At 73.8% G+C, this 15,768-nt stretch carries 11 protein-coding genes, 2 tRNA genes and 1 pseudogene; 10 read left to right on the top strand and 4 right to left on the bottom strand.

Translation table 11 applies throughout. The annotated features are described in order from the left end of the window. Nucleotides 1-9 precede the first annotated feature (9 nt). The 5 genes and pseudogenes from ACFXHB_RS18530 to ACFXHB_RS18510 all read left to right on the top strand — a co-directional run bounded on the left by ACFXHB_RS18530 (nucleotide 10) and on the right by ACFXHB_RS18510 (nucleotide 4,238). Nucleotides 10-1,098 (top strand): ABC transporter permease, encoded by a 1,089-nt coding sequence (locus tag ACFXHB_RS18530; protein WP_380575433.1) that lies wholly within the window; start codon nucleotides 10-12, stop codon nucleotides 1,096-1,098. Next, nucleotides 1,095-3,233, top strand: coding sequence for a dipeptide ABC transporter ATP-binding protein (locus ACFXHB_RS18525; RefSeq protein WP_380575432.1), 2,139 nt, complete (start codon nucleotides 1,095-1,097; stop codon nucleotides 3,231-3,233). Before ACFXHB_RS18530 ends, ACFXHB_RS18525 begins: the two co-directional genes overlap by 4 nt. 142 nt (nucleotides 3,234-3,375) lie before the next feature. Continuing rightward, nucleotides 3,376-3,449, top strand: a tRNA-Lys gene (locus ACFXHB_RS18520). Nucleotides 3,450-3,583: 134 nt separating this feature from the next. Next, a pseudogene (locus tag ACFXHB_RS18515) lies at nucleotides 3,584-3,946 on the top strand (GPP34 family phosphoprotein); the annotation flags it as partial. A gap of 70 nt (nucleotides 3,947-4,016) precedes the next feature. Beyond that, nucleotides 4,017-4,238 carry a hypothetical protein gene (locus tag ACFXHB_RS18510; RefSeq protein ID WP_380575504.1) on the top strand — a complete coding sequence of 74 codons (222 nt, stop codon included), beginning with the start codon at nucleotides 4,017-4,019 and terminating at the stop codon, nucleotides 4,236-4,238. Nucleotides 4,239-4,317: 79 nt separating this feature from the next. Here the strand turns inward: ACFXHB_RS18510 and ACFXHB_RS18505 are convergent, their stop codons facing one another. Next, nucleotides 4,318-5,163 carry an alpha/beta fold hydrolase gene (locus ACFXHB_RS18505; protein ID WP_380575431.1) on the bottom strand — a complete coding sequence of 282 codons (846 nt, stop codon included), beginning with the start codon at nucleotides 5,161-5,163 and terminating at the stop codon, nucleotides 4,318-4,320. A 116-nt stretch (nucleotides 5,164-5,279) separates the two neighbouring features. Then, complete coding sequence (locus tag ACFXHB_RS18500; protein ID WP_380575430.1) at nucleotides 5,280-6,149, bottom strand: DUF998 domain-containing protein; 870 nt, start codon at nucleotides 6,147-6,149, stop codon at nucleotides 5,280-5,282. A gap of 145 nt (nucleotides 6,150-6,294) precedes the next feature. Between ACFXHB_RS18500 and ACFXHB_RS18495 the strand changes: the two genes are divergently transcribed. The 3 genes from ACFXHB_RS18495 to ACFXHB_RS18485 all read left to right on the top strand — a co-directional run bounded on the left by ACFXHB_RS18495 (nucleotide 6,295) and on the right by ACFXHB_RS18485 (nucleotide 10,452). Beyond that, nucleotides 6,295-6,368, top strand: a tRNA-Lys gene (locus ACFXHB_RS18495). 275 nt (nucleotides 6,369-6,643) lie between these two features. Continuing rightward, entirely contained in the window at nucleotides 6,644-9,133 is a 2,490-nt protein-coding gene (locus ACFXHB_RS18490) for a transglycosylase domain-containing protein (protein WP_380575429.1), read from the top strand. A gap of 173 nt (nucleotides 9,134-9,306) precedes the next feature. Next, the gene (locus tag ACFXHB_RS18485) at nucleotides 9,307-10,452 is read left to right on the top strand and encodes a DMT family transporter (RefSeq protein WP_380575428.1); all 1,146 of its coding nucleotides are present in this window, start codon (nucleotides 9,307-9,309) and stop codon (nucleotides 10,450-10,452) included. 73 nt (nucleotides 10,453-10,525) lie between these two features. On the opposite strand, the gene lepB is transcribed toward ACFXHB_RS18485, so the two are convergent. Together lepB and ACFXHB_RS18475 are read right to left on the bottom strand one after the other, a co-directional pair. Further along, complete coding sequence (gene lepB / locus ACFXHB_RS18480) at nucleotides 10,526-11,134, bottom strand: signal peptidase I (protein ID WP_380575427.1); 609 nt, start codon at nucleotides 11,132-11,134, stop codon at nucleotides 10,526-10,528. A gap of 559 nt (nucleotides 11,135-11,693) precedes the next feature. Continuing rightward, the gene (locus ACFXHB_RS18475) at nucleotides 11,694-12,029 is read right to left on the bottom strand and encodes a chorismate mutase (protein ID WP_380575426.1); all 336 of its coding nucleotides are present in this window, start codon (nucleotides 12,027-12,029) and stop codon (nucleotides 11,694-11,696) included. Nucleotides 12,030-12,354: 325 nt separating this feature from the next. Between ACFXHB_RS18475 and ACFXHB_RS18470 the strand changes: the two genes are divergently transcribed. Continuing rightward, nucleotides 12,355-12,780, top strand: coding sequence for an OsmC family protein (locus tag ACFXHB_RS18470; RefSeq protein ID WP_380575424.1), 426 nt, complete (start codon nucleotides 12,355-12,357; stop codon nucleotides 12,778-12,780). A gap of 561 nt (nucleotides 12,781-13,341) precedes the next feature. Continuing rightward, entirely contained in the window at nucleotides 13,342-15,471 is a 2,130-nt protein-coding gene (locus tag ACFXHB_RS18465) for a putative bifunctional diguanylate cyclase/phosphodiesterase (RefSeq protein ID WP_380575422.1), read from the top strand. Nucleotides 15,472-15,768: the final 297 nt, after the last annotated feature.

The raw sequence follows: 15,768 nt of genomic DNA, 5'->3' as shown, positions 1-15,768 counted from the left end.
GCCGCTGCCATGACCGCCGTCGCCACGGAACCCGCCGAACCCGCCGAACCCACCGGCTCCGCCCACTCCGTCGTACCCGCTCGACCGACCGCGACCGCCGTGCCCGGAGCCGCGACCGCGACCGCGACCGCGACCGCGCTCGACGTTCCCGCCGTCACGGCCGCTCCGGGCGCCGCCCCGGTGCCCGTCCGCGTCCCCGGGCCGGCCGGCCGCGGCCGCCTCGTGCTCGGCCGGCTGCTCGCCGCCCGCTGGGCGGTGGCCGGTACCGTCGTCGTCCTGCTGCTGTTCGCGCTCGCCTTCGGCGGCCAGTACCTCACCCCCTGGGACTACGCCACCCCCGACTACACCGCGCTGCGCCAACCCCCCTCCGGCACGCACTGGTTCGGCACCAACGGAGTCGGCCAGGACGTCTTCGCGCAGACCGTCCGCGGTCTGCAGAAGTCGCTGGTGATCGGCCTGCTGGTGGCGCTCTTCTCGACCGTGCTGGCCTCGCTGGTCGGCGCCTGCGCCGGGTACTTCGGCGGCTGGACCGACCGGCTGCTGATGTTCCTGGTCGACCTGATGCTGGTCTTCCCCAGCTTCCTGATCATCACCATCATCTCGCCCCGACTGAAGGGCACCGGCTGGCTCGCCTTCGTGCTGCTGCTCGCCCTCTTCAACTGGATGATCACCGCCCGGGTGGTCCGCTCGATGACCATCTCGCTGCGCGAACGCGAATTCGTCCGCGCCGCGCAGTTCATGGGCGTCCGGCCGATGCGGATCATCAGCCGGCACATCCTGCCGAACGTCGCCTCCTTCCTCATCATCGACGCCACCATCGCCGTCGGCGGCGCCGTGATGAGCGAGACCGCCCTCTCCTACTTCGGCTTCGGAGTGAAGGCCCCCGACGTCTCGCTCGGCACCCTGCTCGCCGCCGGGACCGGCGACGCCCCGGTCTTCCCCTGGCTGTTCTACTTCGCCGCCGGGCTGCTGGTGCTGTTCGTCCTGGCCGTCAACCTGATCGGGGACGGGCTGCGCGACGCGCTCGACCCGACCGCCGAGGTGGCCCGTACCCCCCGTCGGACCCGTCGGACTCGTAGGAAGCGCGGAAGAACGTGACCACCACCGTCGAAACCCCGCTGCTGGCCGTCCGCGACCTGCGGGTGGACTTCACCGGACCGCGCGGCGCCACCGTCCCCGCCGTCCGGGGCGTCGACCTCAGCCTGCGGCGCGGCGAGACCCTGGGCATCGTCGGGGAGTCCGGCTCCGGCAAGTCCGTGACCGCGCTGGCCGTGCTCGGGCTGCTGCCCGGCACCGCCCGGGTCCGGGGTTCGGTCGCCCTGGACGGCAAGGAGCTGGTCGGCCTGCCGGGCCGGGAACTCGCCGCCGTCCGCGGCCGCCGGGTCGCCATGGTCTTCCAGGACCCGCTCTCCGCCTTCACCCCCGTCTACCGGATCGGCGACCAGATCGTCGAGGCGCTGCGCATCCACCAGCGCCTCGACAAGCCGTCCGCGCGCGAGCGGGCCGCCGAACTGCTGGACCTGGTCGGCATCCCCGCCCCCGCACGCGCGCTGGACAGCTTCCCGCACGAGTTCTCCGGCGGCATGCGCCAGCGCGCGATGATCGCGATGGCGATCGCCAACGACCCCGACATCCTGCTCGCCGACGAGCCCACCACCGCCCTGGACGTCACCATCCAGGCCCAGGTGCTCGACGTCCTGCGCACCGCCCGGCGCGAGACCGGCGCCGCGCTCGTCCTGGTCAGCCACGACCTCGGAGTGATCGCCGGCATGGCCGACCGGGTCGCCGTGATGTACGCGGGCCGGGTGGTCGAGACCGCCGGAGTGGACGAACTGTTCGCCGCGCCCCGCCACCCCTACACCCTGGGCCTGATCGGCGCGGTGCCGAGGCTGGACGGCCGGGGCGGGCCGCTGGTGCCGATCCCCGGCGTACCCGCGCCGATGGCCGAGCTGCCGGCCGGGTGCCCGTTCGCCGCGCGTTGCCCGCTGGTCGAGGAGCGGTGCCGGACGGCGGAACCGGGGCTCGGCGGGCTCGGCGGGGCCGCCGGGCAGGCCCCCGGCACGGGCGCAGGCGCGGGCACGGGCGCGGGCGCGGACGCGGACGCGGCGGACGGACACCTGGCCGCCTGTGTGCGCGCCGGCGAACTGGCCGAACGCCGACCGGCGCCCGCCGAGGTCTACCCCGTACCGCCGGTCCCCCCGACACCGACCGCCGTGCCCGGGCCGCGCGAGGAGCGCCCGACGGTGCTGTCCGTCAACGGCCTCACCAAGACGTTCCCGCTGCTCAAGGGCACCGTCTTCAAGCGCCGGATCGGCGAGGTGTACGCCGTGGACGGGGTCGAGCTGGACATCCGACAGGGCGAGACGCTCGGCCTGGTCGGCGAGTCCGGCTCCGGCAAGTCCACCACCCTGTTCGAACTGCTGCGGCTCGCCCGGCCGGAGTCGGGCCGGATCGAACTGCTCGGGCGGGACACCGCCGGCCTCTCGCGCGGCGACGCCCACCGGATGCGCTCGCACCTGCAGATCGTCTTCCAGGACCCGATGGCCAGCCTCGACCCCCGGATGCCGGTCGGCGACATCGTCGCCGAACCGCTGCGGGCCCAGCGCGGCGACCGGACGGAGATCGCCCGGCGGGTGCCCGAACTGCTGCGCCAGGTCGGGCTCGACCCCGCGCACGCCGTCCGCTACCCGCACCAGTTCTCCGGCGGTCAGCGCCAACGGATCTCGATCGCCCGCGCGCTGGCCGTCCGGCCGAAGCTGCTCGTGCTGGACGAACCGGTCTCCGCGCTGGACGTCTCCATCCAGGCCGGGGTGCTCAACCTGCTCCAGTCGCTCAAGGCCGAACTGGGCCTCTCCTATCTCTTCGTCTCGCACGACCTGTCGGTGATCCGGCACCTCGCCGACCGGGTCAGCGTGATGTACCTCGGGCGGACCGTCGAACAGGGCGAGGTCTCCGCCGTCTTCGAGCGCCCCCGGCACCCGTACACCCGCGCGTTGCTCTCCGCCGTCCCGGTTCCGGACCCGGCGGCCGAGCGGGCCCGCCACCGCATCCTGCTGGCCGGCGACCCGCCCTCCCCCACCGCGCGGCGCACCGGCTGCCCGTTCCGCACCCGCTGCCCCGTCTACGCCGGGCTCGACGCCGGGGTCCGGACCCGCTGCGAGAGCGAGGCCCCACCGCTCACCGGCCCCGCGCCGGGCCTGGACCACCAGGCGGCCTGCCACTTCCCGGAGTAGCGGCTCCGGCGACGGGGGCATCGTGACAGTGCCGGAGGGGTCGGGGGCACCCCCACCCCTCCGGTACTGTCACTGAGAGTGGTCAGGTGTTCCCGATTCGGCAGATCGGCCCGACTCCGTGTAATGTCTCCCGAGTCAGCAAGCGCCGCTAGCTCAGTTGGTTAGAGCAGCTGACTCTTAATCAGCGGGTCCGGGGTTCGAGTCCCTGGCGGCGCACATGGCAAGGTCTCAGGCCGTCCACTCCGGTGGGCGGCCTGAGGCGTTCGCGGGGCGGGTACCTTCCCGGCGGGTGGCTTCTTCACCACCGCCCGTCCCGTCGTCTCGCGAGCACCGACCGGGGGTTCTCGTCCATGGCGCCGATCGACCTCCGCCCGATTCCGGAGGAGCTGTTGCCGCTCCGCGCCGAACCGGCGGAAGGGCGCCTGCGGATCCCGTACACCGCGCTCCACCGGGCGATCGCCGGCGCTGTCGTGGCCGAGCTGCTGGTCAGCGGCGCGATCACCGTCGAGGGCCGGTGGATCACCGAGGTCCGGCCGCCGGGCACGCGGGACGAGAGCACGGCCGGATTGCTCGCCCTGCTGGAGAAGGCGAGCCGGCGCGAACGCCGGGTCGGGTTCGACGCGGCCCTCCGCCGGATCCCGCGCCGGTCCACCCTGCGACTGTTCCTCGACCGGCTGGCCGCCGACGGCGTGATCACCGTCGAGACGCGCCGCTACCCTGGGCCTGCCGTAACGGCGCCGCACGGCGACCCGCCCACGGGTCGGACCGGAGATCGCCGGCCGGGTGGCCGCCACGCTCGCGCGCGAGGACGTCCGCTCACCGGCCGCCGAGCGGGACCGGCAGCCGGCCGGCCTGGTGGGAGCCGCGGGCCTGCACTACCGGCTCTACCCCGGCGCGAAGGGCGCTCCGACCCGGCGCGTCATGCGGCGGCTGGTCACCGGGCTGCCCATCGCCCGGGCGGTCCGGCGGGCACGTTCGGCGGACTCGGCGGCGCGCTCCTCCTGAGGGCCGGCGCGGCGCCGCCGTCCAGCAGCACCAGCCCGGCAGGGCGGGCAGCCGGCGGGGCGGGCAGCCGGCCCGTGGGTCAGCCGCTGTCCAGGATCGCCGAGGCCACCGCGTCCGGGCGGTCGAACATCATCAGGTGCCCGGCCGGGGCCGTGCTGCGGAAGTCGCCCCCGAGCAGCGTGGCGAGACCTCGCTGGGCGGCCAGCCAGTCCCGGGTACGGCTGCTGCCGCACCCGTCGTCGGCGGCGAGCACGGTGACCGGCAGCCCGCTCGGCAGCGGTGCGACCCGTCGCAGCTCGTCCAGCTCGGCGGCCATGTCCAGGTACCGCGCGTTCTCCCGGAGCAGGGCGCGCAGGGCCCGTCCCGTCCGGTAGCAGTGCCGGACCAGCGGCGCCGGGGCGAGGTCCTCGCGACGGACCGTGGACGCCCGGGCGACCAGCCGGCGCACGGTGGGCCCGAACAGGTACGGGACCGCGACGGCCGTCGCCGCGCCCGCGACCGCGCGGGCCGCCAGGTCGCGCAGCCCGGGCGCCGGCAGCGGCCGCGGGGCCGGCTCGACGCTGCCGTCCAGCAGCACCAGCCCGGCCGCCCGGCCCGGCTGGAGCCGCGCGAAGGCCTCGACGTGGAACCCCGCCAGCGAGTGGCCCGCCACCGTGCACGGTGCGCGCAGCCCGAGCGCGTCCAGCACCCCCAGGATGCGCGCCGCCTCCCCCGCCACCGTCGGGGCCGGCCGGGTGGCCGGCTCGGGCGCGCTCAGCCCGTATCCGGGCCGGTCGAAGCGGACCACCGTGCGGTAGGGGGTGAGGAAGGGGACGACGAGGTCCCAGTCGAACCAGCTGCTGCCGAGCCCGCCGGTGAGCAGGCAGACCGGTCCACTGCCCTCGGCGCGCACGTGCAGGGGCGTCCCGTCGATCCGCAGGAACATCGCCGCGTCGCGCGGGCCCCGTCCCGGCCGCGGCCCCGCCGCCGGTCCCGCGCCGCGATCCGATCCTGCTCCCGGCCCTGTTCCCGACCCTGCTCCCGGCGGCGTTCCCGGTCCGGTCATCGTGGTTCCGCTCCTTCGGCTCCGGTCCGGGCGCGCCCCGGAACCCCCTCGATCGCGGCCGGGCCGGCACCCCGGGCGAGGCTCCCGGCCAGAACGGCCAGCCAGAGCGCGACCAGGAGGACCTGGAGGCGCTGCCCCGCGCCGAGCGACCAGGTGCCGCGGCCGGCCTCGAAGGCGGCGATCGCGGCCAGGCTCCAGCCGGTGGCCAGCAACTCACCGGCCAGCAGCCACGGCCCGTACCGGCCGACGGGCGGCCACCAGCCGTAGCGGCGGGCCGCGACGGTGAGCGCGACCAGGCCGCCGAGCGCGCCGAGCATGGCGAGGCTGCTGGTCACGGCGTGCGCGGTGTGGGTGGCCGGCACCAGGCCGGCCGTCTCGCGGGCGGCGCACATCTCGTCGCTGGTCGGTGCGCAGCTCAGCGGCAGCCGGGAGTCGGCCGCGGTCGCGGCCCCGAAGAGGGCGAGGGCCGCCCAGCCGGTCACCGCCCAGGGCCGGCGGGCGGCGGGGATGCGTCCGGCGGGCTCGTGGTCGGCGGTGCCGTGTCCGACGGGCTCGTGGTCGGCGGTGCCGTGTCCGACGGGCTCGTGGTCGGGCGGGGCGCTGTCGGGGGCGCCGTACGAGCCGGTGAGCAGTGCGGTGCCGGCCGCCGCGAGAACGGCGAGGCCGGCGACCAGATCGGTGGCCCGGAACAGGCCGCCCAGCGGCTGGTCCTCGGCCGCGAGTTCGCTGATGTACGCCTGGACCGGGTCGAGGCCGGTGCTCACCACCACCTCCAGCACCCAGGCGGTGTACGCCACCGCGCTGAGCAGCAGCAGGGCGGCGACGGCGAGCCGTGCCGTCCGGCGGCCGGGGTGGGAGCTGGGCACGTTCCCACCCTAACCGGGCGGAAACTCCGCCCCAACCGGGCGGAAACGGGCATCGCCGCACGGTCGGATGCGTGCCGACCGGGCACCTCCGCCCGCGTGGTGCGAGGCACCCTCCCGGACCGTGTATTGTTTTCCAGGTCAGCAGGCGCCGCTAGCTCAGTTGGTTAGAGCAGCTGACTCTTAATCAGCGGGTCCGGGGTTCGAGTCCCTGGCGGCGCACAGACATTTGGGGAGCCTCTCGCAGTAGCGAGAGGCTCCCTGATTTTTTGCCCTTCGACGTCCCTTTTGTGTGTGATGTCGGTCTCGCTTGCCGCCCCCACGGAGCCAATCGGCCCGATCGGCACGTCCTGGGCTGTACACCGGAAACGGGACAAAGGTCCCCAACCGTCGACAATCCCGTTTGTGCAGGCTGGCACGGTTCGCCCGCAGGAAAGGCCGCCGCTTTGTCCCGAAACACCCAGAGCGGCCGCACGCCGTCCCTCGGTCTCCGCCCGGTGAAGCGCCTGAAGCGCTCCCCGGAGCGCCCGACCGGCGGCGGCAGGCCCCGCCGTCCGAAGCGCACCGGCTGGCGTCGGCTGGTCCCGACCTGGCGGATGAGCCTGCTCGGCCTGGCCGCCGCGCTGCTGCTCGGTGTCGGCCTGTTCGCCCTGGGGATCGCGCTGGTGAAGGTGCCGGACGCGCACGCCGCCGCGACCGCCCAGAGCAACACCTGGCTCTACCAGGACGGCTCGGTGATCGCCCGGACCGGCCAGACCAACCGGCAGAACGTCGGTCTGGACAAGGTCTCCCCCGCCGCCCAGCACGCCGCGCTGGCCGCCGAGGACCGGAACTTCTACCACGAGGGCGCCGTCAACGTGTCCGGGCTGGTCCGCGCCGCCTTGAACACGGCCAAGGGCGAGGGCACCCAGGGCGGGTCCACGATCACCCAGCAGTACGTGAAGAACACCTACCTGAGCCAGAAGCAGTCCGTCACCCGCAAGGTGAAGGAGCTGTTCATAGCGATCAAGGTGGATGCCACCGACAGCAAGGAGAACATCCTCTCCGGCTACCTCAACACCTCGTACTACGGGCGCGGCGCCTACGGCATCCAGGCCGCGGCCCAGCAGTACTTCGGGGTGGACGCGTCCGCGCTCGACGCCGCCCAGGGCGCCTACCTGGCCACCCTGCTGAACGCCCCGAGCGCCTACGACGTGGCCACCGCCACCCCGGCGGGCAAGCAGAACGCGGTCAACCGCTGGAACTACGTCCTGGACGGCATGGTGAAGGAGGGCTGGCTCTCCGCCGAGGAGCGGACCGCCACCACCTTCCCCGAGGTCAGGGACCCGCAGGCGCAACTCGGCCTCTCCGGCCAGGCGGGCTACCTGGTCAACGCGGCGACCGAGTACCTCACCGCCAACCAGACCATCACCGAGTCCGAGCTGGCCAAGGGCGGCTACACCATCAAGCTGAGCATCGACCCGACGCGCCAGCAGGCGTTGGAGGACTCGGTCCAGGCTCAGCTGCACGACACCCTGAACCCGGACAAGCGGAAGAAGGACGCGGCCGCCCAGGCCGGCGCCGTCTCGGTCGACCCGAGGACCGGCGCCGTGGTCGCCCTCTACGGCGGGGTCGACTACACCAAGCACTACGTGGACAACGCCACCCGGCGCGACTACCAGGCCGGCTCGACCTTCAAGGCGATCGCCCTGGCGGCAGCGCTGGAGAACGACGCCAAGACGCAGTCCGGCCAGACCATCACCCCGCGCACCGTCTACGACGGCACCAGCGGGCGCAAGGTCCGCGGTGGCAAGGGCACCGCGTACGCGCCGCCGAACGAGGGCGACAAGAGCTACGGGCAGATCAGCCTGCAGCAGGCCACCGACTGGTCGGTGAACTCGGCGTTCGCGCAGCTCGCGCAGGACACCGGTCTGCAGAAGGTCCGCGACACCGCCATCGCCCTCGGCCTGCCCGGCAACACCCCCGGGCTCGACGTGGTCCCGTCCATCCCGCTGGGCACCGCCACCCCGAGCGTGCTCGACATGGCCGGCGTGTACGCCACACTGGACAACGGCGGCAAGCAGATCACCCCGTGGCTGGTGCAGTCGGTGGACCGCGAGGGCGAGGCGCTCCAGCTGCCGGCCCACAAGACCACCCAGGCGGTCAGCGAGGAGACCGCGCGCCAGGTCACGTCGATGCTGCAGGGCGTCGTCAGCGACCCGGGCGGCACCGGCTGGCGGGCCAAGGCGCTGGGCCGCCCGGTGGCCGGCAAGACCGGTACGACCGACGAGCAGAGGTCGGTCTGGTTCGTCGGGTACACCCCCGAGCTGGTGACCTCCGTGGCGCTGTTCGGCCAGGACCCGGCCAGCGGTGCCCAGGTCAGCCTCAGCGGCACCGGCGGGATCGACGGCGCGGCCGGCGGCCAGTACCCGGCGCAGATCTGGACCAGCTACATGAAGGCCGCGCTCAAGGGCTCGCCCGTCACCTCCTTCCCCTCGCCCTCGGGCACGGACTGGTCGGGCGACAGCGGCACCTCCCAGGGCGGCTCGGACAGCTTGTCGACGCCCTCCGGGGCGCCCTCGCCGTCGGCCACGCCGGGCAGCGGCGCGACGGGCGGCACCGCGGGCGGCTCCGGGGGCGGCTCCACCACCGGTTCCGGCGGGGCGACCGGCGCGCCGGGCGACTCGTCCGGGTCCGGCGGCTCGGGCTCCGCCGGGAACTCCGGGTCGACCGGCGGCGGTGGCTCGGGCGGCTCGCAGACCGGCGGCGGCGCGACCACCGCACCGACCCAGCAGCCGACCTCCCAGCCGACCGGCCGGCCCACCCGGACTCCGGCGCCGACCACCGCCCCCACCACTGCCCCGACCACCGGGCCGACCACGGCTCCCCAGCCTTCGGGCGGCACGGGCGGCACGGGCTCGGGTTCAGGCTCGGGTTCCGGCTCCGGTTCCGGTTCCGGTTCCGGTTCCGGTTCCGGGGCGCTGGCGGGGGCGGGCACGGGGCAGTAGGACCAGGTCTGTTTCCGCGCTCCGCCACCCGCGTGACCGGGTGACCGGGTGACCGGGTGGCGGAGAGCAGAAACAGACCCTCCGTGGACCCGCCATTGCGCACAGTTCGGCGCAGGACCAAATGACGGAATGGCGCCTTACCGAATCTGCGGTATGACTGTCACAATGCCTCGGTGCACAGCTCAAAGCCCCTGTCCGACCGTTCCCCGGGCAGAACCCTCGGCCTCTCCCTCGCCCTGGTCTCGGCGTTCGCCTTCGGCGGCTCCGGCACCGCCGCCAAGCCCCTGATCGAGGCCGGCCTCTCCCCCCTGCACGTGGTCTGGCTCCGGGTCACCGGTGCCGCCGTGGTCCTGCTCCCGCTGGCCTACCGCCACCGTGCCGCGGTGCTCCGGCGCCCCGGCCTGCTGATCGGCTTCGGCCTGCTCGCCGTCGCCGGCGTCCAGGCCTGCTACTTCGCGGCGATCTCCCGGATCCCGGTCGGCGTCGCCCTGCTGATCGAGTACCTCGGACCGCCCCTGCTCATCGGGTACGTGAAGTTCGTCCAGCGCAAGCCGATCAGCCGGGGCGCGGCGGTCGGCGCCGGGGTGGCCGTGGCCGGTCTGGCCTGTGTGGTGGAGGTCTGGAACGGTCTGAGCTTCGACGCGCTGGGCGTGCTGTTCGCGCTCGGGGCGGCCTGCTGCCAGGTCGGCTACTTCGTCCTGGCCGACGCCGGCAGCCGGGGCGACCGCCCGGTCGACCCGATCGCCGTCAGCGCGTACGGGCTCCTGATCGGCGCGGTCGTCCTCACCGTCCTCACCCGCCCCTGGGAGGCCGACTGGGGGCTGCTCGGCGGCAACGTGGTGATGAACGGGCATTCACTGCCCGCGCTGCTCCCGGCTGCCTGGATGATCCTGGTCGCGACCGTGCTCGCCTATCTGACCGGGGTGATCGCCGTCCGCCACCTGTCACCCCCGATCGCCGGGGTGGTGGCCAACCTGGAGGCCGTCGTCGCCACCGTCCTGGCCTGGATCCTGCTGGGCGAACACCTGGGGCTGCCGCAGATGGCGGGTGGGCTGCTCGTCCTGGCCGGCGCCTTCGCGGCCCAGGCGAGCAAGCCGGCAGCGGTGCCGGTGCCGGTCCCGACGGATGCGGTGGGTACCGCTGCGGTGGGTGCCGCTCCGGTGGGTACCGCTGCGGTGGGTACCGCTCCGGTGGGTACCGCTGCGGTGAGTACCGCTCCGGTGGGTGCGACGGCGCTCGGCGAGCGGCCGGCCCGGGCTGCCGGGGAGGCCGAGACCGAGGACCGGGCGCCGGTGGACCGAGAGGTCCGGCACCGCTAGCCCAGCGCCCGCCGGGTCCGGAGGTTCGGGGTCGCCACCGCACGGGGTCGCCACCGCACGGGGCCCACCAGGGTCAGCGGCCGACCCAGCCGAACCAGTCGAGGTGATTGAACGGCCACACGACGGCCGACACCGGTCCGACCACGTTGTCCACCGGCACGGCGCCGCCGCCGGGGCCCCGCTGGTGGTAGCGCGAGTCGGCGGAGTCGCTCCGGTGATCGCCTTCCACCCAGACGTAGCCCTGGGGCACCGTCACCGGACCGAAGTCCAACCCCGCGCAGGAGTCGTCCCCAGGGTGGAGGTACGGCTCGTCCACCTTCGTCCCGTTGACGGTCAGCGTGGTGCCGGAGCACTGCACGGTCTGGCCGCCCGTCGCGATGACCCGCTTGACCAGGTAGTTGTCGTCCTTCGGCGGTACCAGGCCGACGAAACTGAGCACCGAGCCCACGGCCCTGGAGACCGGGTTCCCGTCGATCGGCTGAGGCGGCAGCCAGTCGCCCGGGTCCTTGAAGACCACGGGCTGGCCGGGCTCGGGCTCCCAGCCGGTGAGCGGTGCGAGCTTGTTCACGCCGACCCGGTCGCCGATCCGCAGCGTGTTCTCCATCGACCCGGACGGGATCGTGAACACCTGGAACAGGCAGGTCTTGATCAGCAGCGCGACCACCAGCCCGATCGCCGCCATCACCGGAATCTCGATCCACCAGGGCCGCGGACGTCGTCCTGCCCTACGGTCCTTCGATCCCTTGGAGCCCCTGGGCCGGGTGGAACCCCTGGCGCCCCTGGACGCCTTCCGCGACCGCGCCCGGCGCGCCTCGGCACGACCACCGCCGGGGGCACCGCCATCACCGTGTCCGGCGGCGCCGGCCGGGGGCTGACCGGTCCCGGCATCGCTGTGCGTTTCGGGCAGGTTCACCGCCATCGTCGCTGCTCCACCTCTCCGGCTGGGGGAACCTGCACGGTACGCCAACCCGGAAGCCATGCGAAATCGGGCATTTACCCGCGCCAGACATCACCGCCCCGTCCCACCGGGCCCGTCCGGGCACCGGAACACCACGCGGACGCGATCCGGAGGTGGGACAGGAGGGCCGGGCCGGGCTGCGAGGACCCGGACGGGCTGCGCGCCCCGGGCGGGACACCTGGACCGGTCGCGGGGACGGGGAGCGTCCCGAAGGGCCGGTCGGCCCGGGCCGGTGTGCTCGGAGAGCAGCCGGACGTGCTCGGAGCAGCCGGAACCGGCGCGGTCAGGCGCGGGCGATCGCCTCGTGGTGGCGAATGACCTCGGCGATGATGAAGTTAAGGAACTTCTCCGCGAACACCGGGTCCAGATGAGCCCCGGCGGCCAGCTCCCTCAGTCGCCGGATCTGGTCGCGCTCCCGCGCCGGGTCCGCCGGGGGCAGCTTGTGCGCGGCCTTGAGCCGCCCGACCCGCTGGGTCGCCTTGAACCGCTCCGCCAACATGTGGACCACCGCGGCATCGATGTTGTCGATGCTCTCGCGCAGGCTGGTCAGCTCGGCCCGCACGGCGTCGTCGATCCCGTCGGACAGTCCGGTCTCGGGGGTCGTGGGGTGATCCGTCATCGGGGCGGCTCCGCGGCTCTGTGGTGGTGGGCACCCGACCGTCCGTCGGCCGAGGCTCGGGCCCGGGCAAATCTAACAGGGCGCCCGGCGCGGCCCCGCACCGTTTTGCGCATCCGTCCACGATCCGGACGGCGCGTGAACCGGGGACCGACCGGCGGATCGGGCGCCCGGCCAGGGAGATCGCCGGGCGGCGGCGGCACAGCGGCCTTCGGGGACGACGCCCTGCGGCGTTACCGGTGATCGACCCCCGGCCTGCCCGTAGGCTGGTGCGCGGCATGACCGGAAGTGACGGGACAGCAGTCCCTCAGTAATGGAGGTACCGATCGTGGCAACCACCCGTACCGCACGCACCGCCTGGGAAGGCAACCTGATCGACGGCAAGGGTCAGGTGACCTTCGCCTCGTCCGGCATCGGCGAGTACCCGGTCTCCTGGCCGGCCCGCTCCGAGGAGCCGAACGGCAAGACCAGCCCGGAGGAGCTCATCGCGGCCGCGCACTCCGCGTGCTTCTCGATGGCCCTTTCGCACGGCCTGGCGGGCGCCGGCACCCCGCCCACCACGCTGGACACCCAGGCCGATGTCACCTTCCAGCCCGGCACCGGCATCACCGGCATCCACCTGACCGTCACCGGCGCGGTGCCCGGCCTCGACGAGGCCGCCTTCGTGAAGGCCGCCGAGGACGCCAAGGCGAACTGCCCGGTGAGCCAGGCCCTGACCGGTACGACCATCACGCTCACGGCCAAGCTGGCCTGACGCGGGAAGCCTGCCGCGGCACGTCGGGCGGATCGCCGGTCCCGACCGGGGCCGGCGGCCGCTCCGGCGGCTGATGCCCGGTGCCCCGGAACCCGGTCTCCGGCGCCCGGCACCGAGGTGTTCTGACGACCTGCCGCCCTCAACACTTCGCCCGGGTGTCCCGCGCTCGGGCGAAGTGCGCGGCGCGTTCCCAGCGCTCAGCAAGCGCCCAGGGGCGCACTTTTGGAGCACACGCCCCTGGCGCACATCATGTGATGTGTACCGGGGGCGTCTGCATGTACCACCACACATGCATCCAAAGCGGGCGAATCACCCTGGCGGCGGTCACCGCGTGTTGCCGTCGCGTCCTATGATCGGCCGCAGCGCCCTGTTCTTCACGCGGATCCCCACGCGAGCGCTCCACCGCGAGCGTCACGCCTCGGACCGCGAGGACCTCGACAGAGCGCGGGAGCCGGCCGTCGCAGTTCCGGGCGACCGGCCTGACCAGCGTCAAGCGTCAGCAGCGGACGGGAGCATGCCGTGCCGGGCCAGAACGAGGGGGCCGACGCACACCACCCAGGCGTGCGGCACGAACAACCGCAACACCACCGCCACCTCATCTTTCCGATCCTCCGCCCGGCCAACGGCTCCGCCGTCGCCGCCCTCGCCGACTCCTCCGACGCCTCGCCCGACCCGGACACCGGTACGGGCACTGCCCCGGACACCGGCACCGGTGCGGCTCCCGGCACCCCGCCCGGGTCCGGGTCCGACGGTGCGGTCGGTACAGGCGTCGTCCTCTGTCCCACCTGCTCGACACCGCTCGCGGACGGGACGCACCGGCCCTCCGACGGGACCGACCCCGCCCCCGGGAACACCGACCGTCTGCTGGCGGAGCTGAGCGCCAGCGAGTCCCGCTTCCGGGCCGCCTTCTGCGACGCCGGCATCGGCATGGCCCTGATCGACCCCGACGACCGGATCATCGAGGTCAACCCCGCTTTCGCCACCCTGGTCGGCTGCGGGGTCGGCGACCTGGTCCACACCCGCCTCCGCGACATCATCGACTCGGAGGGCATGCCGGAGCGGCTCTTCCCCGAACTGGTCCGCAACGACCGCGAGCGGCTCCGGGTGGAGAAGCAGCTCAAGCACCGCGAGGGCCGCACGGTGTGGAGCAAGGTGACCATCTCCCTGATCCGGGACGGCGCCGGCAGCCCGCTGTACACGCTCGCCATGGTCGAGGACATCACCGAACAGCGGAGGCTCGGCGACCGCCTGGAGTACCAGGCACTGCACGACCCGCTGACCCGGCTGCCCAACCGGACCTTCTTCTTCGAACGGCTCGACGCCGCCTGCCTGACGGCCGGTGGTGCGACCACCGCCGAGCTCGCCGAGTTCACCGGGACCGCCCCGGGGGCGACGGAGACGGGAACGGAGCAGCCGGACGGCCGTCGGGTCGGTGTCTGCTATCTGGACCTCGACGGTTTCGCCGCGATCAACGAGACCCTCGGCCACCACATCGGCGACCAGTTGCTGATCGCCGTCGCCTCCCGGCTCCGGCGCGGCGTCTCCGATCACAGCTCCCACCTGGTCGCCCGGATGGGCGGCGACGAGTTCGCCGTCCTGGTCGCCGACAGCCGGGGCAGTGACCAGCTGACCGAACTGGCCGCCCGGATCCTCGAAGCACTGGAGCACCCCTTCGACGTGGCCGGGCACCGGCTGGTCGTCACCGCCAGCGTGGGCGTCGTCGAGCGATCGGTGCACGAGACCACCCCCGCCGACCTGGTCAAGGACGCCGACTCCACCCTGTACTGGTCGAAGGCCGACGGCCGGGCCCGCTGGACCCTCTACGACCCGGACCGGGGCGCCCACCAGCTGACCCGTCAGCTTCTCGCCACCGCTCTGCGTCCGGCCCTGGAGCGCGGCGAGTTCACCATCGAGTACCAACCGCTCGTCGGCCTCGCCGACGGCGCGGTGCACGGCGCGGAGGCCCTGGTCCGCTGGCGCCACCCCTGCTACGGAACCCTCTCGCCGGACCGCTTCATCCCCCTCGCCGAGGAGTCCGGCGCGATCGTGCCGCTCGGCAAGTGGGTGCTGGAGGAGTCCTGCCGCCAGGCCCAACGCTGGCTCACCGAATTCCCCGACACCGAGACCTTCGTGAGCGTCAACCTGGCCGCCCGCCAGATCTGGGACTCCGACGTGGTCGCCGACGTGGCCCAGGCCCTCGACAGCACCGGCCTGCCGGCCCGGCTCCTGCAGTTGGAGATCACCGAGAGCGCGCTGCTGGGCCCCGGCGGACGACCGCTCCAGGCCCTGCAGGCCCTCGCCGACATGGGCGTCCGGATCGCGATCGACGACTTCGGCACCGGCTACTCCAACCTGGCCTACCTCTCCCGGCTGCCCGTGCACGTGCTGAAGCTGGACGGCACCTTCATCGAGGGCTTCCGCGACCCGAGCCCGGCCGGCCGTGCCGACCTGCCCGGAGCCGGCTTCCGCCGGAGCGACGCCGACGAGCAGATCGTCGGTGCGATGGTGCAGTTGGCCCACACACTCGGCCTGACCGTGACCGCGGAGGGCATCGAGAGCGCCGCGCAGGCCGAGCGACTGCGGCTCACCGGCTGCGACACGGCCCAGGGCTGGTACTTCGCCAAGCCCGGTGAGGCGGAACACGTCGCGGCGATACTCCGCGAGAGCCGCTCCGCGCCGGACAAGCGGTAGCGGCGGGCGCCGCGGTTCGAGCCTCCTGCGGGTCCGTGGGCCCGGCGGTCCGTGGGTCTGCCGGTCCGTGGGTCTGCCGGTCCGTGGGTCTGCCGGTCCGTGGGTCTGCCGCTCGACGGGCTGCCCGGCTCGACGGGTCGCCCGGCTCGACGTTCGGCGGCTCGGTGGTGTGAGCACCGGAGACGGCGACGGGCGGCGGCCTCGCGGCCCCGGCGCGTTGTGTGAAGGGGTCGGCCGGCCGCGGGCCACCGGGTGGACCGGGCACCGAGCTCGTCGGCGGGCAGAGCGGCTCCACCT

This window comes from Kitasatospora sp. NPDC059327 (assembly GCF_042752535.1).
Lineage (GTDB): Bacteria > Actinomycetota > Actinomycetes > Streptomycetales > Streptomycetaceae > Kitasatospora.
The sequence above is the reverse complement of the archived record's forward strand: the minus strand, read 5'-3'. Positions and strand labels throughout refer to the sequence as shown.